At 71.3% G+C, this 18925-nt stretch carries 18 protein-coding genes and 1 tRNA gene; 12 read left to right on the forward strand and 7 right to left on the reverse strand.

Annotation, left to right across the window (positions count from 1 at the left end; all coding sequences use genetic code 11):
* Positions 1 to 1580: PTS fructose transporter subunit IIC (locus G3N18_RS09050; RefSeq protein WP_196383963.1), on the forward strand; the 1580-nt coding region annotated here is incomplete at its 5' end.
* A gap of 35 nt (positions 1581 to 1615) precedes the next feature.
* Positions 1616 to 1888 carry an HPr family phosphocarrier protein gene (locus G3N18_RS09055; protein WP_196383964.1) on the forward strand — a complete coding sequence of 91 codons (273 nt, stop codon included), beginning with the start codon at positions 1616 to 1618 and terminating at the stop codon, positions 1886 to 1888.
* Between the two features lie 98 nt (positions 1889 to 1986).
* Here the strand turns inward: G3N18_RS09055 and G3N18_RS09060 are convergent, their stop codons facing one another.
* On the reverse strand, positions 1987 to 2619 hold the full coding sequence (locus G3N18_RS09060; RefSeq protein WP_196383965.1) for an MBL fold metallo-hydrolase: 633 nt from the start codon (positions 2617 to 2619) through the stop codon (positions 1987 to 1989).
* Between the two features lie 135 nt (positions 2620 to 2754).
* Here G3N18_RS09060 and G3N18_RS09065 point away from each other — a divergent pair.
* Positions 2755 to 2830, forward strand: a tRNA-Glu gene (locus G3N18_RS09065).
* A 75-nt stretch (positions 2831 to 2905) separates the two neighbouring features.
* Here the strand turns inward: G3N18_RS09065 and G3N18_RS09070 are convergent.
* Both G3N18_RS09070 and G3N18_RS09075 read right to left on the reverse strand, forming a co-directional pair.
* Positions 2906 to 4099: a DUF4349 domain-containing protein gene (locus G3N18_RS09070; protein ID WP_196383966.1), complete on the reverse strand. Its 1194-nt coding sequence runs from the start codon at positions 4097 to 4099 to the stop codon at positions 2906 to 2908.
* On the reverse strand, positions 4096 to 4668 hold the full coding sequence (locus G3N18_RS09075; protein ID WP_196383967.1) for an RNA polymerase sigma factor: 573 nt from the start codon (positions 4666 to 4668) through the stop codon (positions 4096 to 4098). Before G3N18_RS09075 ends, G3N18_RS09070 begins: the two co-directional genes overlap by 4 nt.
* A gap of 255 nt (positions 4669 to 4923) precedes the next feature.
* On the opposite strand from G3N18_RS09075, the gene G3N18_RS09080 reads away from it, so the two are divergent.
* Positions 4924 to 5994 (forward strand): TerC family protein, encoded by a 1071-nt coding sequence (locus tag G3N18_RS09080; RefSeq protein ID WP_196383968.1) that lies wholly within the window; start codon positions 4924 to 4926, stop codon positions 5992 to 5994.
* Positions 5995 to 6179: 185 nt separating this feature from the next.
* Here G3N18_RS09080 and G3N18_RS09085 read toward each other — a convergent pair whose 3' ends face one another.
* Complete coding sequence (locus G3N18_RS09085) at positions 6180 to 7058, reverse strand: hypothetical protein (RefSeq protein WP_196383969.1); 879 nt, start codon at positions 7056 to 7058, stop codon at positions 6180 to 6182.
* A gap of 476 nt (positions 7059 to 7534) precedes the next feature.
* Between G3N18_RS09085 and leuC the strand changes: the two genes are divergently transcribed.
* The 6 genes from leuC (at position 7535) to G3N18_RS09115 (ending at position 13913) form a co-directional block, all read left to right on the forward strand.
* Positions 7535 to 8980: a 3-isopropylmalate dehydratase large subunit gene (gene leuC / locus G3N18_RS09090; RefSeq protein ID WP_196383970.1), complete on the forward strand. Its 1446-nt coding sequence runs from the start codon at positions 7535 to 7537 to the stop codon at positions 8978 to 8980.
* A 2-nt stretch (positions 8981 to 8982) separates the two neighbouring features.
* The gene (gene leuD, locus G3N18_RS09095; protein WP_196383971.1) at positions 8983 to 9579 is read left to right on the forward strand and encodes a 3-isopropylmalate dehydratase small subunit; all 597 of its coding nucleotides are present in this window, start codon (positions 8983 to 8985) and stop codon (positions 9577 to 9579) included.
* A gap of 67 nt (positions 9580 to 9646) precedes the next feature.
* Positions 9647 to 11020, forward strand: a complete 1374-nt coding sequence (murA, locus tag G3N18_RS09100) for a UDP-N-acetylglucosamine 1-carboxyvinyltransferase (protein ID WP_196383972.1) — start codon at positions 9647 to 9649, stop codon at positions 11018 to 11020.
* A complete protein-coding gene (locus tag G3N18_RS09105; RefSeq protein WP_196383973.1) occupies positions 11017 to 11799 on the forward strand; it encodes a lysophospholipid acyltransferase family protein in 783 nt (260 codons plus the stop codon). The genes murA and G3N18_RS09105 overlap by 4 nt, the downstream gene beginning before the upstream one ends.
* Positions 11800 to 11806: 7 nt before the next feature.
* Positions 11807 to 12925, forward strand: coding sequence for an NAD(P)H-dependent glycerol-3-phosphate dehydrogenase (locus G3N18_RS09110; RefSeq protein ID WP_338038440.1), 1119 nt, complete (start codon positions 11807 to 11809; stop codon positions 12923 to 12925).
* Positions 12831 to 13913 (forward strand): D-alanine--D-alanine ligase family protein, encoded by a 1083-nt coding sequence (locus tag G3N18_RS09115; RefSeq protein ID WP_196383974.1) that lies wholly within the window; start codon positions 12831 to 12833, stop codon positions 13911 to 13913. Before G3N18_RS09110 ends, G3N18_RS09115 begins: the two co-directional genes overlap by 95 nt.
* A 37-nt stretch (positions 13914 to 13950) precedes the next feature.
* Here G3N18_RS09115 and G3N18_RS09120 read toward each other — a convergent pair whose 3' ends face one another.
* Positions 13951 to 14427, reverse strand: a complete 477-nt coding sequence (locus tag G3N18_RS09120) for a DUF3515 family protein (RefSeq protein ID WP_196383975.1) — start codon at positions 14425 to 14427, stop codon at positions 13951 to 13953.
* Between the two features lie 22 nt (positions 14428 to 14449).
* Between G3N18_RS09120 and thiL the strand changes: the two genes are divergently transcribed.
* Positions 14450 to 15466 carry a thiamine-phosphate kinase gene (gene thiL / locus G3N18_RS09125; protein WP_196383976.1) on the forward strand — a complete coding sequence of 339 codons (1017 nt, stop codon included), beginning with the start codon at positions 14450 to 14452 and terminating at the stop codon, positions 15464 to 15466.
* Between the two features lie 21 nt (positions 15467 to 15487).
* Here thiL and rsmD read toward each other — a convergent pair whose 3' ends face one another.
* Complete coding sequence (gene rsmD / locus G3N18_RS09130; protein ID WP_196383977.1) at positions 15488 to 16045, reverse strand: 16S rRNA (guanine(966)-N(2))-methyltransferase RsmD; 558 nt, start codon at positions 16043 to 16045, stop codon at positions 15488 to 15490.
* A gap of 20 nt (positions 16046 to 16065) precedes the next feature.
* A complete protein-coding gene (locus tag G3N18_RS09135; protein WP_196383978.1) occupies positions 16066 to 16644 on the reverse strand; it encodes a 1-acyl-sn-glycerol-3-phosphate acyltransferase in 579 nt (192 codons plus the stop codon).
* Positions 16645 to 16756: 112 nt separating this feature from the next.
* Between G3N18_RS09135 and G3N18_RS09140 the strand changes: the two genes are divergently transcribed.
* On the forward strand, positions 16757 to 18925 hold the full coding sequence (locus tag G3N18_RS09140) for an ATP-dependent DNA helicase RecG (protein WP_196383979.1): 2169 nt from the start codon (positions 16757 to 16759) through the stop codon (positions 18923 to 18925).

Genomic DNA, 18925 nt, shown 5'->3' on the forward strand with positions numbered 1-18925 from the left:
CGCCCGCGGCGGCCGCCGTGCCCGCCGTGCCCGCCGGATCCACCGACCTCGTCGTCGACGGTCGCCCCGCGCGCATCGTCGCCGTCACGGCCTGCGCCACCGGCATCGCGCACACCTTCATGGCCGCCGACGCCCTCACCGCGGCCGGTCAGCAGGCGGGCGTCGACCTCGTCGTCGAGCCGCAGGGCTCGTCGGGCTACAAGCCGCTGCCCCAGTCGGTCATCGATGACGCCGACGCGGTGATCTTCGCCGTCGACGTCGATGTGCGCGACCAGCAGCGCTTCGCCGGCAAGCCGGTCGTGCGCGTGCCCGTCAAGAAGGGTATCGAGCAGCCCGCCGCGCTCATCGACGAGGCCGTCGCCTCGGTCGGCAACCCCCTCGCCCCGCGCGTGAGCGGCAACGCCGACACCGCCGCGGCGGCACGTGCAGAAGGCGGCGGAGCCGGCGTCGGCAGCGCGATCAAGCGGTCGCTGCTGACCGGTGTCAGCTACATGATCCCGTTCGTCGCCGGCGGTGGTCTGCTGATCGCGCTCGGGTTCCTCCTCGGCGGCTACACGATCGCGTTCGACGCCGACAAGATCCTCGGCGCCTCGACGCTGTGGAACCTCGGCGACACGTCGCTGATCGTCTACCTCGGTGCGGTGCTGTTCAAGATCGGTGCGCTCTCGTTCGGGTTCCTCGTGCCCGCCCTCGCCGGATACATCGCCTACGGTCTCGCCGACCGTCCCGGTATCGCCCCCGGATTCGTGGCCGGTGCGGTCGCCTCGTTCATGGGCGCGGGCTTCCTCGGCGGTATCGTCGGCGGTCTGCTCGCCGGTCTCGCCGCGTGGTGGCTGAACAGCCTCGACGTGCCGCGCTGGCTGCGCGGTCTCATGCCGGTGGTCATCATTCCGCTGCTCGGCTCGATCTTCGCCTCGGGGCTCATGCTGCTCGTCCTCGGCGGCCCGATCGCCTGGCTCACGCAGGCCCTCAACACCTGGCTGTCGAGCCTCACCGGCGCCGGCGTGATCATCCTCGGCATCATCCTCGGTCTCATGATGTGCTTCGACCTCGGCGGCCCGGTCAACAAGGTGGCCTACGCGTTCGCGACCGGTAACCTCGCCGCGGGCATCGCCGGTGACGAGCGCTACCTGCAGATCATGGCGGCCGTCATGGCGGCCGGCATGGTGCCCCCGCTCGCGATGGCCCTGGCATCCACCGTCATCGACCGCAAGCTGTTCACCGAGCCCGAGCGCGAGAACGGCAAGGCGGCGTGGCTGCTGGGCGCGGCGTTCATCTCCGAGGGTGCGATCCCGTTCGCGGCGGCCGACATCTTCCGGGTGATCCCCGCGATGATGCTCGGTGGCGCGGTCACCGGTGCCCTCTCGATGGCGTTCGCCGTCACGAGCAAGGCCCCGCACGGCGGCCTCTTCGTGTTCTTCGCGATCGACAACTTCTGGCTGTGGCTGGTCGCCATCGCCGCGGGCACGGTCGTCGCGGCGTTCGCCGTGGTGGCGCTCAAGCGGTTCGCCCACCGGCGGCCCGTCGACGAGGTTTCCTCCGGCGCGGAGGGTGTTCCGTCGGCGCTCGCCAACGCCTAGTCTCGAAGACGACACTCACGACTCAGGAGGATTCCATGGCAGAACGTCAGGCCACCGTCGCCAGCAGCTCGGGGCTGCACGCCCGCCCCGCGAAGCTGTTCGTGCAGGCCGTGCAGCAGACCGGCTTGCCGGTGACCATCGCGGTCGAAGGCGGTCCCGACCTGAACGCGGGCAGCATCCTCACCCTCATGGGCCTCGGCGCCACGCAGGGCACCGTCGTGACCCTAAAGGCCGAGGGCGAGGGCGCCGACGCGGCGCTCGACAGCCTCGTGACCTTCCTCGAGACCGACCACGACGCCGAAGGCTGAGTCGAAGAACACACGGATGCCGCGCACTCCCCGAGCGGGGGTGCGCGGCATCCGTCGTCTCACCCGTACGTCTCGACGCCCGGCTGCGACCGGTGTCGTCAGAGTTCGACCGACTCGCCGGGCTCGAGGGCGACGAACTCGCCGCCGTGCTGCTCGGTCGCCCACTTCAGTCGCGAGCGGTGCATGTCGAGGCCGATGCGCGAGAGCGTCATGTCGTGCGTGGCGAAAGCGCGGCGCGGCTTGGCGGCGAGCACGAAGTCCATCGCGTCGCCGATCTTCAGCCACGGCGCCCCGACGGGGGCAGCGAGCAGCTCGATGTCGGTGTGCTTCGGGATCGCGTACGAATCGCCCGGGTAGTAGAAGGCGTCGTTGACGAGTACGCCCACATTGTCGACGACGGGGATCGACTCGTGGATGACGTTGTGCCGGCCGCCGTGGAAGCTCATCGTGAAGGGCCCCGCCGTCACCGTGTCGCCGGGCTTCACGACGATCACGTCGGCACCCGCCGACGCGACGCCCTCAGGCGCATAGACCGGGAGGTCGGGCGTGTGCCGACGCAGGCGCGCGAGATGCTCGGGCGTCCAGTGGTCGGCGTGCTCGTGGGTGAGGACCACGGCGGTGAGCCCGTGCAGGTCTTCGAGCGGCAGCGTGAAGCCGCCCGGATCGATGATGAGCGTCTGGCCGTCGACCTCCACGCGCAGGCAGGCGTGTTCGTGCTTCGTGATGCGCATGCGCCCAGTCAACGCTCCGCCGCGCGGGCGGGCAAGCCCCGTCGGCGCCGCGCGCGCCGATTTGGCGAGGCCGCCGGAGGCATGGCATAATCGAACGGTTGCCTGATCGGCGAAAGCCCCAGACAACGCACGTGCGGCCCCATCGTATAGCGGCCTAGTACGCCGCCCTCTCACGGCGGTAACGCGGGTTCGAATCCCGCTGGGGTCACCACACGGCAAACGCCCGGTCCGAATCGGACCGGGCGTTTCGCGTCGGATGCCCGGGAAATGCGCCCCGGGCGCCTGCTCAGTCGATCTCTTCCGACCGCGCCCCGCCGCCGGCGGGAACCTGCCCGTCCACCGCGGCCGCGGCCGCCGCGCGCCGCGCGCGGCCCCGCACCACGGCGCGGCGGATCGCCCAGACGACGAGTGCGATGACCGCGACGGCGGCGACCCAGGGGAGCAGGAACCCGACACCGACGATCAGACCGCCGAGCGCCGCGACGAGACCGTTCCAGCCGGCGGCCAGCCCGTCGCCGAAGCCGGCGGGGTCGGCGGTCGCCGCCGGCGCGGGCTCGGTGAGCGTCACCGTGAGGGTCGACATGTCGACCTGGCTGTCGATCCAGGTGAGCTGCTGGCGCAGCGACTCGAGCTGGGATTGCCGGTCGGCGAGGGCCGACTCGGCTGCGATCAGGTCTCCCGTCGAGGTCGCCTGCGCCATGAGGGCGGTGAGGCGGGCGACGGATGCCTCGAGCGACGCGACCCGCGCGCGGAGGTCGACGGCCTCGGTCGTCACGTCACGGCGGTCGACCTGCGAGGCGGTGACCTCGCCGACGCTCGAGAGCCCCGCGAGGGCGCTCTCGAGCCGGTCGGCCGGCACGCGCACCGTGATCCAGGCGCCGGTCGGCTGCGGGTCGATCATCATGCCGTCGGACACCGAGCCGCTCGTCGGCGCCGTCGTGGTCTCGCCCCCGCCGAGGCTCAGCGACTCGACGTACCCTCCAGCGGCGACCGCCGCGGCGGTGATGGCATCCGCGGCCGTCGATGCGTCGTCGACCCGCACCGTCGCGCTCGCCGTCGCGACGATCTCCCGCGCGGCGACGTCGGCACCCCCTGCGCTCGCCGCCGTTCCGCGCGCGACCGACCCGTCGAGCGAGCCGGCGGAATCCGCCGCGCCCCCGGCATCCATCGCGCCGCCTTGTAGGGAGAACGGCTCGATCGTCGAGTTCTCCGGGGCCGTGACGGGCTGCTGCGCGATCGTCGCCGACCCGGCCGTCCCGCCGCCGAGCTGAGGGGCGATGATCGCCGCGACGGCGACGAGCGAGGCTGCCGCGGTCGCACCCATCCACACCCGGCCGCGGCGCACCGCGCGGGTGCGGTCGCGGCGCGCGGTCGCGAGCTCGTCGCGGCGTTCGGCGGCGATACGGGCGAACAGCGCGGTCTCGATCTCGTCGACCCGCTGATCGGTGAGTTCGGGCAGTGTGAGGTCGTCGGCGTTCATGTCCCCTCCGGTTCGATAGAGCTGCGCAGCTGCGCACGGATGCGGGAGAGACGATTGCGAACGACCCCGTGCGAGACCCCGAGCCGCTCGGCGGCGGCGTGATAGGCGTACCCCTCGGCGGCGCACAGGCGGAAGATCTGCTGATCGAGCGCGCTGAGCGTTCCCACTTCGGTGATGATCCGCTCGACCTGCGCCGCGTCGACCACTTGCTGCTCGACGTCGACCGTGGCCGGCAGTGTCTCATCGACGGCCGCGGCGGTGTGCTCGCGGTCGCGCTGCTGCCGGCGGATGCGGTTGGCGCTCTGGAAGCGGCAGATCGTCACGAGCCAGGGCAGCAGCGACTGCCCGGCGAGCTCGAGCGCGGGCAGCTTCCGCCACGCGGCCAGGAAGGTCTCCTGCGTGACATCCTCGGCGTCCGCCTGCGTTCCGACGAGCGAGTGGGCGAGCCAGTACACCGGCCGCGCGTACGCGCGGTACAGCGTGCGGAACGCCTGCTCGTCGCCGGCGCCGGCCGCCGCGACGAGATCGGCGTCGCTGCGGGTGGCCTCGCGGGGCGTGGGGTGGGTCATGGTCTCCTCGTTCTGCTCCCACCCTGCCAGTGTCGGGCGGGAAGGATGCGTCTCAGGTCTGCATCGAATCGGGTGCAGACGACGGCCGCGCACAGGCCCGCGCACCTGTATCCTTGTGCGAGCGAGAGGGAGTATCCCGCCTCGCGTGTCCGTCAGTACGGGCTCCGTCGTCGGGGCTCCGGGCACGCGCCGCGCCGGCATCGCCGGTGCGGGGGAGAGACTTTCGACGTTTCGTCACCCTTTCGAAAGGCGCTCATGGAGCTTCCTGTCTGGTTCGAGGTCGGCTCGCTCGTCGTCCTGGTGCTCATCCTCGTCGGCGACCTGCTGCTGATCCTGAAGCGCCCGCACATCCCGTCGACGAAGGAGTCGACCGTCTGGGTCGTCTTCTACGTGTGCCTCGCGCTCGTCTTCGCGGGCCTGCTGTGGGTGTTCGCCGGGCACGAGTACGCGGGGCAATTCATCGCCGGTTGGCTCACCGAGTACAGCCTCTCGATCGACAACCTGTTCGTCTTCGTGCTGATCATGAGCCAGTTCGCGGTGCCGCGGCGCTACCAGCAAGAGGTGCTGATGGTGGGCATCATCATCGCGCTCGTGCTGCGCGGGCTCTTCATCCTCGCCGGGGCCGCGATCATCGAGCAGTTCAGCTGGGTGTTCTTCATCTTCGGCGCGTTCCTCATCTGGACGGCGTGGCGCCAGGCGTTCCCGGGCGCCGACCACGACGACGAGGTGAAGAAGGAGTCCTTCCTCGTGCGTCAGCTGCGCCGCACCGTCGACATCAGCGACCACTACGACGGCGCGAAGATCCGCACGGTCGTCAACGGCAAGAAGATGTTCACCCCGATGATCATCGTGTTCGTGGCGATCGGTATGACCGACTTGCTCTTCGCGATCGACTCGATCCCGGCGATCTTCGGCATCACGCAGAACCCGTTCATCGTGTTCACCGCCAACCTCTTCGCCCTCATGGGACTTCGCCAGCTGTACTTCCTGCTCGGCGACCTGCTCGACCGCCTGAAGTACCTGCACTACGGCATCGCGTTCATCCTCGCGTTCATCGGCGTGAAGCTCTTCTTCCACGCCATGCACGTCAACGAGCTTCCCTTCATCAACGGCGGCCAGCACATCGAGTGGGCCCCCGAGATCTCGACCTGGACCTCGCTCGCCGTCATCGTCGTCTCGATGGTCGTCGCGACGGTCGCGAGCCTCATCGCCGCGGCCCGCGAACGCCGCGCCGCACCTTCGGTCGAGACCCCTGCGACCCCGGTCGAGGCGGCGGATGCCGTGGCGCAAGAGAAGGGCACGCCCCCGGCCGTCGACGGCCCCTGACGCCGCCGCCAGGGCCAGGGCCAGCGTCATCGCCCTCCCCAACGTTCGCGAGGGGTCGCGACACGCGGCATCCGCCCGCTGCCGCGCCGCGTGTCGCGACCCCTCGCGATCAACGAGAACCCCACCCAGGGGTAGCTTCAGAACGGGTTGAAGACGGTGCCCTGACGGGTCGGAGTGGGCGCGGGTCAGCGGGCGAGAATGCGGCGGACGCGTGCGACGAGGGTCGGCAGGGGCAGCTCGTGCGCGATGCGCAGCACGGTCCACGACTCTTCGGCGAAAGCGTTGTACCGCTCGAGGTCGTGCGACCACTGCCGCGCGTCGGTGTAGTGCTGGCGCCCCTCATACTCCAGCACCAGGCGCTGCCTGCGATAGACCAGATCGCCGTGATAGCGGCGCCCGGCCACATCGATCGGCGCGTTGAGCTCGGGCTCGGGTAGGCCCGCGCGCACCAGCGCGAGCCGCACCTGCGTCTCGCGCGGCGACCACGCCCCGGCCCTCACCTCGTCGAAGGCCTCTCTGATGCGCGCCGCGCCGCGCGCGCGGGTATGGCTCTGCACCGCGGTTCGCAGGTCGGCTACGCCGATGAGGGGTTGCTTTCCGCCCACCATCGCGTCGCCCGCGATCACGAGATCGTCGTGTGCGAGCAGCGCACCGAGCGCGAACCAGGTCGGTACGGGTGCCGTGCAGCGGAGGCCCGCCACCGTCACGAGATCGATCTCGTGCCGCGTCTTGTGCCCGACGATCCCCGGGCCGCGAGGCGCGCGGTCGGTCCACCGCTGCAGCACATGGAGCTCCTCTGCCCGCTCGAATCGCGCAGGCAGAGGGATGCCGAGCAGCCGCGCTGCCGTCGGGCCGCAGAACACGATGCCGTCGCTGCACCCAGCGGCGTAGGCGCGACAGCGCTCGACGTAGGTCGCCGGAACCTGTGGCGTGCGCACGCCGCGGAAGGGCGTGTGGAGATCACGGGCGCGAAGGCGAGACAGCGGAACACCCAGCGACCGCGCATCGGCCACGGCGAATGCGCGTCGGCGAAGGCTCTCGGGGAGCGGCGTCGCGTCAGGCATCCCATGATCCTGGCGGGCGCGCCGCGCGCCGCGGCTGCGCACACCGTCATCCGTGGACAGTTTCTCGAAACACCCTCCTGTGGATAACCCGTCGACCCGCTGCCCGCCTCGCCCCGACCCTCCCCGCACCTTCGTCGAGGGGTCGCGACACGCGGTGCGCCCGCGCTACCGCACCGCGTGTCGCCACCCCTCGGCAGGGCTCGAACAGGGGTGGAGCAGGGCTGGAGCAGGGCGAGGCGCCGGCGGGCGCGACGCCTGCGACCCCGGTCGAGGCGGCGGATGCCGTGGCGCAAGAGAAGGGCACGCCCCCGACCGTCGACGGCCCCTGACCGTCGGGCATCGGCGCCGGTGGTATTCTGGCGCCGTGCGGATCGCTCGCCTTCTCCTTAGCGGCCGCGACGAGATCTCGTTCTGAGCCCTCACTCGTCGCGGAGTTCGTCGCGGGCACACACCCCCATCTGGAGAACGAGACCGACATGAGCACATCCATTCCCGATCGCCCGCGCACCCTGGCCGAGAAGGTCTGGGACGACCACCTCGTCGTCAAAGGCGAGAACGGCGAACCCGACCTCATCTACATCGACCTGCACCTCGTGCACGAGGTCACGAGCCCGCAGGCCTTCGACGGCCTGCGCGGCGAGGGGCGGGGCCTGCGCCGCCTCGATCTGACGATCGCGACCGAAGACCACAACACCCCGACCCTCGAGATCGACAAGCCGATCGCAGACCTGACCAGTCGCACCCAGATCGAGACGCTGCGCCGGAACGCCGAAGAGTTCGGCGTGCGTCTGCACTCGCTCGGCGACAAAGAACAGGGCATCGTGCACGTCGTGGGGCCGCAGCTGGGGCTGACGATGCCCGGCATCACCGTCGTCTGCGGCGACTCGCACACCTCGACGCACGGCGCGTTCGGCGCGATGGCGTTCGGCATCGGCACGAGCGAGGTCGAACACGTCATGGCGACCCAGACGCTGCCGCTGAAGCCCTTCAAGACGATGGCGATCACGGTCGAGGGCGAGCTCCGCCCCGGCGTCACGGCGAAAGACATCATCCTCGCGATCATCGCGAAGATCGGCGCGAACGGCGGGCAGGGCTACGTGCTCGAGTTCCGCGGCAGCGCGATCCGCTCGCTCTCGATGGAGGGCCGGATGACGATGTGCAACATGTCCATCGAGGCCGGCGCCCGCGCGGGCATGATCGCCCCCGACGAGACGACGTTCGACTACGTCAAGGGCCGCCCGCACGCCCCGACCGGGCAGGACTGGGACGACGCGGTCGCCTATTGGCGCACCCTGCCCTCCGACGAGGGCGCCGTCTACGACGCCGAAGTCTTCTTGGATGCCACGGAGCTCGAACCGTTCGTCACGTGGGGCACGAACCCCGGGCAGGGCGTGTCGCTCTCCGACGTCGTGCCCGACCCGGCCTCGTTCACCGACCCGAACGAGCGCGCCGCCGCCGAGCGCGCGCTCGAGTACATGGACCTCGCCGCCGGCACACCCCTGAAGGACGTCGAGGTGGATGCCGTGTTCATGGGCTCGTGCACGAACAGTCGCATCGAAGACCTGCGCGCCTTCGCCTCGGTCATCGAGGGGCGTCAGAAGGCCGAGCACGTGCGCGTCATGGTCGTGCCCGGGTCGGCGCGCGTGCGGCTGGAGGCCGAGGCCGAGGGCCTCGACAAGGTCTTCACCGAGTTCGGCGCCGAGTGGCGTTTCGCGGGCTGCTCGATGTGCCTCGGCATGAACCCCGATCAGCTGGCGCCGGGGGAGCGGTGTGCCTCGACGAGCAACCGCAACTTCGAGGGCCGACAGGGCAAGGGCGGCCGCACGCACCTCGTCTCGCCGCTCGTGGCGGCCGCGACCGCCGTGCTCGGCCGGCTCGCGAGCCCAAGCGATCTGCCCGCGTTCGAGAAGGCGGAGGCCTGATCATGGAGAAGTTCACGACCCACACGGGTGTCGCCGCCCCGCTCACGCGTTCGGCGGTCGACACCGACCAGATCATCCCCGCGGTGTACCTCAAGCGCGTCACCAAGACGGGGTTCGAAGACGCGCTGTTCGCGAACTGGCGGCAAGACCCCGCGTTCGTGCTCAACCAGTCGGCGTACGCCGGGGCATCCATTCTCGTCGCGGGCCCCGACTTCGGCACCGGCTCGAGCCGTGAGCACGCCGTCTGGGCGTTGCGCGACTACGGCTTCCGGGTGGTGCTGAGCCCCAAGTTCGCCGACATCTTCCGCGGCAACGCGGGCAAGCAGGGCCTCGTCACGGGCGTCGTCACCGAGGCCGACATCGAGGCGATCTGGGCGGCCCTCGCTGCGAATCCCGGCGCCGAGATGACCGTCGACCTCGAGGCCAGAACGGCCCGACTGGGCGATCTCAGCGTCTCGTTCGACATCGACGATTACACTAGGTGGCGGCTCCTCGAAGGGCTCGACGACATCGGGCTCACCCTGCGCAACGAAGAGAAGATCGCGCAGTTCGAGGCGCGCCGAGAGGCGTGGCGGCCGCGGACGCTCCCCGTCCGCTAGCCCGAGCCCGGCGCCCCGCACCCGGGGAGAGCAGGCCCGCCCTCGAATCACAAGTGAGGTCCGATCGATGAACACCCTCCTCAGCGCCGCGGCGGCATCTCAGCCCGGCGACGGCGGAACAGACCGCACGGGCCAGGTGCTCGCGATCCGCGGAGGCCGGCCTCTGGTCGGCCGTGTCGAGGTCAAGGGAGCGAAGAACCTCGCGACCAAGGCGATGGTCGCGGCCCTGCTCGGTGAGACTGAGAGCGTGCTGCGCGACGTGCCCGACATCAGCGACGTGCAGGTCGTGCGTTCGCTGCTCGAGGTGCACGGCGTGACGATCGACGACGACGGTGACGGCGTGCTCCGTCTCGACCCGTCGGGCGCGGTGTCTGCCCACATGGAAGAGATCGACGCGCACGCGGGTGCGTCGCGCATCCCGATCCTCTTCTGCGGGCCGCTCCTGCACCTGCTCGGCCAGGCGTTTATCCCCGACCTCGGCGGGTGCCGCATCGGCGACCGTCCGATCGACTTCCACCTCGACGCGTTGCGGGCGTTCGGCGCCACGGTCGACAAGCTGCCCAGTGGCATCCGGCTGTCTGCACCGAACGGCCTGCACGGCGCCGACATCACGCTGCCGTACCCGAGCGTGGGGGCGACCGAGCAGGTGCTGCTCACGGCGGTGCGCGCGAAGGGCACCACCGAGCTTCGGGGCGCCGCCATCGAGCCCGAGATCATGGACCTGATCGCCGTGCTGCAGAAGATGGGCGCCATCATCTCGTACGAGCCGAACCGGGTGATCTTCATCGAGGGCGTCGACTCGCTGCGCGGCTACGACCACCGCTGCATCTTCGACCGCAACGAGGCCGCCTCGTGGGCGTGCGCGGCCCTCGCGACCGACGGCGACATCTTCGTCGGCGGGGCGAAGCAGCCCGAGATGCTGACCTTCTTGAACGTCTTCCGCAAGGCGGGCGGCGACTTCGACATCCGAGAAGACGGCATCCGCTTCCGCCGCGGGGGAGACGTCAAGCCCGTCGTCGTCGAGACCGACGTGCACCCCGGCTTCATGACCGACTGGCAGCAGCCGCTCATCGTCGCGCTGACGCAAGCGCAGGGAACCTCGACCGTGCACGAGACGGTGTACGAGAACCGGCTCGGGTTCACGCAGGCCCTCAACAAGATGGGCGCCGACATCGTCGTGCACCCCGAAGGCATCGCGAGCCCCGACCGCCGTGTCGCCCGTCGCGCGCTCGAGCAGGCCGCCGTCGTGAACGGTCCGACGCCCCTGCACGGCGCCGACGTGGTGGTGCCCGACCTGCGCGGCGGCTACAGCTACGTCATCGCCGCCCTCGCCGCAGAGGGCGAGTCGCGGGTGCGGGGCGTCGAGATCATCCGCCGCGGCTACGAGAAGTTCCTCGACAAGCTGACCGCCCTCGGCGCCGACTTCGACGTGCTGGAGTGACGCGCGTGTCTTCGCACCCGCGCCGCCGCGCGTCGCCCGAGAAGACCCGCCCGAGCGTCTTCTGGCCGGCCGCGGCGATCGTGGTGCCCGTCACCGGTCTGATCGCGAAGATCGAGATCACGGGCGCCGAGAACCTGCCGATCGAGGGGCCGTACGTGCTCGCCCCGAACCACTACAGCGAGTTCGACCCGGTGATCATCGCCGTCGCCACGTGGCGGATGGGTCGCGCCCCGCGGTTCATGGCGAAAGAGAGCCTCTTCCGGGTGCCGGTGCTCGGCTCGCTGCTGCGCGCGACGGGCATGATCCCGGTGGCGCGGTCGTCGTCGGCCTCGGCCGCGAAGCAGACGATCGCACAGGCCGAAGAGCTCGCCGAGCACGGTCGCGGTGTGATCGTCTACCCCGAGGGATCGCTCACGCGCGATCCCGACCTCTGGCCGATGCGCGGCAAGACCGGCGCCGTGCGCCTCGCGATCGAGGGGAACATCCCCGTCATCCCGATGGCGACCTGGGGTGTGCAGAAGATCCTGCCGCGCTACGGCAAGCTCAGCCTCTTTCCGCCGCGCAAGCGCGTGCAGGTGAGCGTGGGTCCGGCGGTCGATCTGGATGCCTACCGCTCGCGCGGCGTCGGCAACGCGAACCTCGTCGCGGCCACCGACGCCGTCATGGCCGACATCGCGGGGCTGCTGAGCGGCCTGCGCGGTGAGCCCGCGCCCGCGGAGCGGTGGAACCCGGCCGTGCACGGCCAGAACGAGACGGGGCGCCTTGACTCCGAGAAGTGATCGCCGCGTGGAGGCGGGTCTGCCGCGGATCGCGGTGATCGGTGCGGGCAGCTGGGGCACCACCTTCGGCAAGGTGCTCGCCGACGGCGGCGCGCACGTCGTGATGTGGGCGCGGCGCGCCGAGCTCGCGCAGGAGATCCAGGAGGGGCACCGCAACAGCGAGTACCTCCCGGGCATCAACCTGCCGCGCACGATGTCGGCGACGACCCACCTGTCCGAAGCTCTCGACGGCGCGTCGCAGGTGTACCTCGCCATTTCGAGCCAGGCCCTCCGGCAGAACCTCAAGGCCGTCCGGCCGCTGCTCGCGCGCAGCGAGGCCCCCGTCGTGTCGCTCATGAAGGGCGTCGAGAAGCGCACCGGTCTGCGCATGAGCCAGGTCATCGAGCAGGAGCTGCACTGCGACCCGGCGCGGATCGCCGTGGCATCCGGCCCCAACCTCGCCCTCGAGATCGCACGCGAGCAGCCGACCGCCGCCGTGATCTCGTCGCCGAGCCGTGAGACGGCCGAGGCTGTGGCGCTCCGCGCCCGCAACGGCTACTTCCGCACCTTCGTGAACACCGACGTCATCGGCACCGAGTTCGGCGGTGTGCTGAAGAACCTGATCGCCGTCGCGATCGGCATCGTCGACGGCGTGGGTTACGGCGAGAACACCAAGGCGTCGATCATCACGCGCGGGCTCGTCGAGATGACCGACTTCGCCGTCGCGTACGGCGCCCAGCCCGAGACCCTGCAGGGGCTCGCCGGTCTCGGCGACCTCATCGCGACGTGCCAGTCGCCGCTGTCGCGCAACAACACGGCGGGGCGCCTGCTCGGTCAGGGCTACAGCTACGCCGACGTCGTGAAGCAGATGAACCAGACCGCGGAGGGCCTGGCATCCGTCGCACCCGTGCTGCAGTTGGCGCGCGAGGCGGGCGTGCACATGCCGATCGTCGAGCAGGTGAAGATGGTGCTCGACGGCACCATGAACCCGCGCGACATCGCCCCTCACCTGACGACCGATGACGACAAGCCCACGGGCGAGAGGACCCAGCATGGACAAGGCGGTAGTGGCGGTGCTCTTCGGCGGTCGCTCCAGCGAGCACTCGATCAGTTCCGCCACGGCCGGGGGAGTGCTGCACGCGATTGATCGCGACCGGTTCGACGTCATCCCGATCGGGATCACCCGTGACGGGGCATTCGTGCTCGAAGACGACGACCCCGACAAGTTCGCGCTGCACCCCGAGCACCTCCCCGAGGTGGTCGACAACGGCACGCGCATCATCTGGCCCGACTCGGCGCTCTCGAGCGAACTGAAGGTGGCGGATGCCACGGGCATCCGTTCGCTCGGCGACGTCGACGTGGTCTTTCCGATCCTGCACGGTCGGTTCGGAGAAGACGGCACGGTGCAGGGCTTTCTCGAGCTGCTCGACCTGCCGTACGTCGGCGCGGGGCTTCTGATGTCGGCGATCGGCATGGACAAGCACACGACCAAGAGCATCCTGAAATCGGCCGGCGTCCCCGTCGTGCCGTGGGTGACGGTGACCCGTCGCGGGCTCGACCGAGACCGTGAGCTGTGGGAGCGGCGCATCCGCTCGCTCGGCCTGCCGGTGTTCGTCAAGCCTGCGCGGGCGGGGTCGAGTGTGGGCGTGTCGAAGGTGTCGGAGTGGGGCGAGCTGGATGCCGCGCTCGAGACCGCGTTCGCCGAAGACGGCACCGTGCTCGTCGAGCAGGCGGTCGCCGGCCGAGAGATCGAGTGCGGCGTGCTGGCCGGGCGCGGCGGTGACGCGCCGCGCGTCAGTGTCGCCGGCGAGATCGTCATCTCGGGCCGCGAGTTCTACGACTTCGACGCGAAGTACCTGGGCGCCCCGGGTATCGACCTGGTATGCCCGGCGGCACTCGCACCGGGCGAGCTCGCCGAGATGCAGCGGATCGCCGCGCGCGCGTTCGAGGCTGTCGGTGGCGAGGGGCTCTCGCGGGTCGACTTCTTCTACACCGGCACCGAGTTCTTCGTGAACGAGGTGAACACGATGCCCGGGTTCACCCCGATCTCGATGTTCCCGACCTGCTGGATCGCGTCGGGCATGACCTACCCCGACCTGATCACCGAACTGATCGACCTCGCGCGCGAGCGCTGAGCGGCGCATCGGGCCTCGCTCAGAAGGCGGGCCTCGTTCAGCTCGCGGGGCGCTCGGTGCAGGCGGCGCCGCTCGAAGGCAGCTGCTGCACGGCGGTGCCGAGCGCGTCGAGCACCGTGCGGGCGCTGACCTCGTCGTAGTCGAGATACACCTCGAGTGCCGGCGTGCGCCCGTACGTCGTGAAGCGGTAGTTCGGCGCCTCGGCGTCGTCGATGAGCCAGTCGACTCCGCCCGCCGACTCGCACGGCAGCGTCGACGGCGGGGGCGTGTCGAGGCCGCACGTGAGGAGGACGGTCGTGCGCCCGTCTCCGTCTGCCCAGGCGCCGGTGGCCTGGGCATCCGTCCACCGACGCTGCTGCCCGTCGACCGACGAGGGCAGGCGCACCGTGACCGCGGCGCACGCCGGATCGTTCGCGCCTTTGGCCGGGGTCATCGAGACGGTGCCCGCGCATCCGGTGAGACTCACGGCCGCCGTGACCACGAGCACGAGGGCGGACAGGCGCGGGCGGAACACCCCTCCAGGCTACCGTGGAGGCATGACCCCTCCGCGCGCCCAGACCGTCGGCGACCTCGGCGAACGCGCCCTGCTCGCGCGCATCTTCACAGCACTCGCGGGCAGCTCGCGTGCCCTCGTCGGCCCCGGCGATGACGCCGCTGTGCTCGCCGTGCCCGACGGGCGCGTCGTCGTCTCGACCGACACGCTCGTGCACGGCCCCGACTTCCGCCTCGCCTGGTCGAGCGGGTTCGACCTCGGCTGGAAGGCCGCGGCCGTCAACCTCGCCGACATCGCCGCGATGGGGGCGCGACCGACGGCGCTGCTCGTCGCGCTGGCGCTGCCCGACGACACCGACGTCGCGTTCGTCGAGGAGCTGGCCCGAGGCCTGCGCGCCGCGTGCGACGAGCTCGCTCCCGGCTCCGCGGTCGAAGGAGGTGACCTGACGGCCTCTGACACCCTCACGATCGCGGTCACGGTGCTCGGCGTGCTCGACGGCTCCGGCCCCGTGCTGCGCTCCGGGGCGCGGCCGGGCGACACGGTCGCTGTCGCGGGCGCGCTCGGGGCCGCCGCGCGGGGGCTCGCGGTGCTGTTCGACCGGTTCCGTGACGGTGCCGGCGTTCCCGTGGCGGTCGATGATTCCGCGCTCACGGCCGAAGAGCGCGCCGATGTGCGGGCGCAACTGCGCCCCGCGCCGCCGATCGCGCTCGGCCCCGTCGCCGCCCGTGCGGGAGCGACGGCGATGATGGATGTCTCGGACGGACTGCTCCTCGACGCGCGGCGCATGGCCGAGGCATCCGGTGTGCGCATCGACCTCGACCCGGCGCTCGACGAGGCCCTCGACGAGATCGCGCTGCGCGGGGGCGAAGACCACGCCCTGCTCGCCTGCTTCGCCCCCGGCGCGGCGCTCCCCGACGGTTTTCGCCCGATCGGCCGCGTGCACGCGCGCGAGGGGCACGACGAGACGGATGCCTCGGGCGCGGTCACCGTCGCGGGTGCACCCGCCACCGGTCCGGGCGGGTGGGACCCGCACCGCGACTGGGACGCCGCGCGCGGCTGACGCGCGCCCGGTGAGCGCCGCTCAGGCCGGCCGCACCCACCACAGCGTCGTGTCGCCGTACTTCTTCGCCCGCTCGTGCGCGAGCGTTGCGGGCAGCGACGGCTCGCCCGAGCGCGTCGCTCGCTCGATCACGACGACGGCGTCGGGGCTGAGCCGTTCGGCGAGCAGCGCGAGCGTCTCGTGGAGGGCGGCGTCGTCGAGGTCGTAGGGCGGGTCGACGAACACGAGGTCGAAAACCGACGAGGTGGCGCGCAAGAAGGCATCCACCGTCGCCCGGTGCACGCGGATCGCCGCACCCGGCACGGCGCGGCCGACCGAGCGTGCGTTGCGCTCGACGACGGATGCCGCGCGCGGCGCCTTCTCGACGAGATCGGCCGACGCGGCGCCGCGGCTGACCGCCTCGAGCCCGAGCGCACCCGACCCCGCGTACAGGTCGAGGGTGCGCGCGCCGTCGACGACATCGGCCGACTCGAGGGCCCCGAACAGCGACTCGCGCACACGATCGCTCGTGGGGCGGGTGCCGGCGTCGGGCACCGCGAGGGCGAGAGAGCCGGCGGCCCCGGCGATGATGCGCGTCACCAGCACACCCTACCGATCCCTCACGCGGTGACGGCGCTCTCGTTCTGCAGGCGTGGTTCGGTGCGGCGTTCGGGGCGCAGGCCCGCCTTGTCGGCGTAGAACGCGCGGATGCGGTCCATGTCGCCGGCGACGTCGCCGGTGAGGTCGATCGTGGGGCCGAGCCCCGTCGTCATCGTCGTGCGGTCGACGTAGCCGAGGGTCACCGGCATGCCGGTCGCCCGGGCGATGCGGTAGAAGCCGCTCTTCCAATACTCGTTGCCGCCGCGCGTGCCGTCGGGGGTCACGACGAGACCGAACACCTCGCCCGCGTGCACCCGGGCGACGACCTCGTCGACGACGCGGGCGGCGTCGTCGCGCTGCACCGCGATGCCGCCGAGGCCCCGCATGATCGGACCGCGCCAGCCCGCGAACAGGCTCGCCTTGCCGAGCCATCGCACGGGGATGCCGAGGCGCCAGGCGATCGCGAGCATGAGCACGAAGTCCCAGTTCGAGGTGTGCGGGGCGCCGATCAGCACGGTGGGGCGGGTGGGGGCGGCTTCGGAGCGCAGCGTCCAGCGGCTGAACGTCCAGTACAGGCGGGCGGTGAGACGGCGGAGCATGCGGCAACTGTACGGAAGGGCATATGCCGTTTCGGGCGTGCGCGCGTGCGGGCGCCTGTGGCACGCGCGGCGACCGGCCGTGCCTGTCGGGGCATCTCTCTAGACTCGTGGCATGCCCTCCGTCACGCTCGACACGAGCCTCGTCGACGCGCTGGGTGCGAAGACCGCGGGGATCTTCCAGCGCGCCTTCGCGATCGAGACGGTCGGCGATCTGCTGACGCACTACCCGCGGCGCTACGCCCGGCGCGGCGAGCTGACTCCGATCGCCTCGCTGCCGCTGGGGGAGCAGGTGACGATCGTCGCCGAGGTGCGCTCGGTCGCCGAGCGCCCGATGAAGCAACGGCGCGGCTCGATCGTCGAAGTCGTCATCAGCGACGGGGCGGGCGCCCTGACGCTGACCTTCTTCAACCAGAAGTGGCGCGCCGCCGAGCTGACGGTCGGGCGCCAGGGCATGTTCTCGGGCAAGGTCGGTCAGTTCAAGGGCAACCAGCAGCTCGCCCACCCCGACTACACGCTGTTCGACGACGAAGACGCCGCCCGTCTGAGCGCCGAGGTCGCGCAGCACACGCCCATCCCGATCTACCCGGCCACGAGCACCGTGGCCAGCTGGCAGGTGCAGAAAGCCGTCGCAGAGGTGCTCGACCGCCTCGACCCGATCGCCGATCCACTGCCCGAGGGCTTCCGCCGCGAGAACGGACTGCTCGACGCCGACGCGGCGCTGCGCCTCATCCACGCGCCGCACGACTTCGGCGACGTCGAGCCGGCCCGCGCGACCCTCCGCGCGCAAGAGGCCTTCGTGCTGCAGACCGCACTGCTGCAGCAGCGTCAGTTCGTGCGGGCGATGTCGGCGACCGCGCGCCCGGCGGGCGACCTGCTCGCGCGTTTCGACGCGCGCCTGCCGTTCGAGCGCACCGACGATCAGCGCGACGTCGGAGACGTGATCGCGCGCGACCTCGAGGGCGACTGGCCGATGAACCGCCTCGTGCAGGGCGAGGTCGGTTCGGGTAAGACCCTCGTGGCCCTGCGTGCGATGTTGCAGGTCGCGCAATCGGGCGGTCAGTCCGCCCTCATCGCGCCGACCGAGGTGCTCGCGGCGCAGCACGTGCGTTCGATCGCGCGCATGCTGGGGCCCGACCTCGCTCCCGAGCTCATGCCGACCCTGCTCACCGGTCAGCTGCCGGCGGCCGAGCGGCGCAAGGCGGCCCTCCGTGCGGCGTCGGGGCAGGCGCGCATCGTCGTCGGCACCCACGCCCTGCTGAGCGCGTCGACGACGTTCGCCGACCTGGGCCTCGTCGTCGTCGACGAGCAGCACCGGTTCGGCGTCGAGCAGCGCGAGACCCTGCGCGCCAAGGGCACGGCGCCGCACGTGCTCGTGCTCACCGCCACGCCCATCCCGCGCACCGTCGCGATGACCGTGTTCGGCGACCTCGACGTCTCGACGATCCGCACGCTGCCGCCCGGGCGCGCCGGCATCTCGACGTTCGTCGCCCCGCTCGCCGAGAAGCCGGGCTGGTTCGGCCGTGTCTGGGAGCGCATCACCGAAGAGGTCGCGGCGGGGCGCCAGGCGTTCGTCGTGTGCGCGGCGATCGACGCCGAGGAGACCGGCAAGACCGCCGACAAAGATGCGGCCGGCGACGCGCCGGTGCTCGAGGGCGAGCAGCCGCGCACCCGCTGGGGCGTCGTTCAGGTGCGTGAGCTGCTGGGCGCCATGCCCGCGTACGCGGGCCTGCGGGTCGAGACGCTGCACGGCAAGATGCCGGGGGAGCAGAAGGATGCCGTCATGCAGGCCTTCGCGCGCGGCGAGATCGATGTGCTCGTCGCGACGACGGTCGTCGAGGTGGGCGTCGACGTGCCGAACGCCTCGACGATGGTGATCCTCGAGGCCGACCGGTTCGGCGTGTCGCAACTGCACCAGCTGCGCGGACGTGTCGGGCGCGGGTCGGTGCCGGGGCTGTGTCTGCTCGTGACCGAGGCGCCGGCCGGCACCCCGGCGCGCTCGCGTGTCGACGCGGTCGCCTCGACCACCGACGGGTTCGCGCTCGCCGAGGTCGACGTCGAACTGCGCGGCGAGGGCGACGTGCTCGGCGACGCCCAGTCGGGGGCGCGATCGTCGCTGCGGCTGCTGCGGGTCGTCGCCGATGCCGACCTCATCGCCGTCGCCCGAGAGGGCGCCGAACGCGTGCTCGGTGCAGACCCCGCGCTCGTCGGCCACCCGGGCCTCGCCGCGGCGCTGACGCGGCGGCTCGGCCAGCAGGAGCGCGCGGCGTTGGCCAAGAACTGA

Source organism: Microbacterium paulum, assembly GCF_015707995.1.
Lineage (GTDB): Bacteria > Actinomycetota > Actinomycetes > Actinomycetales > Microbacteriaceae > Microbacterium > Microbacterium paulum.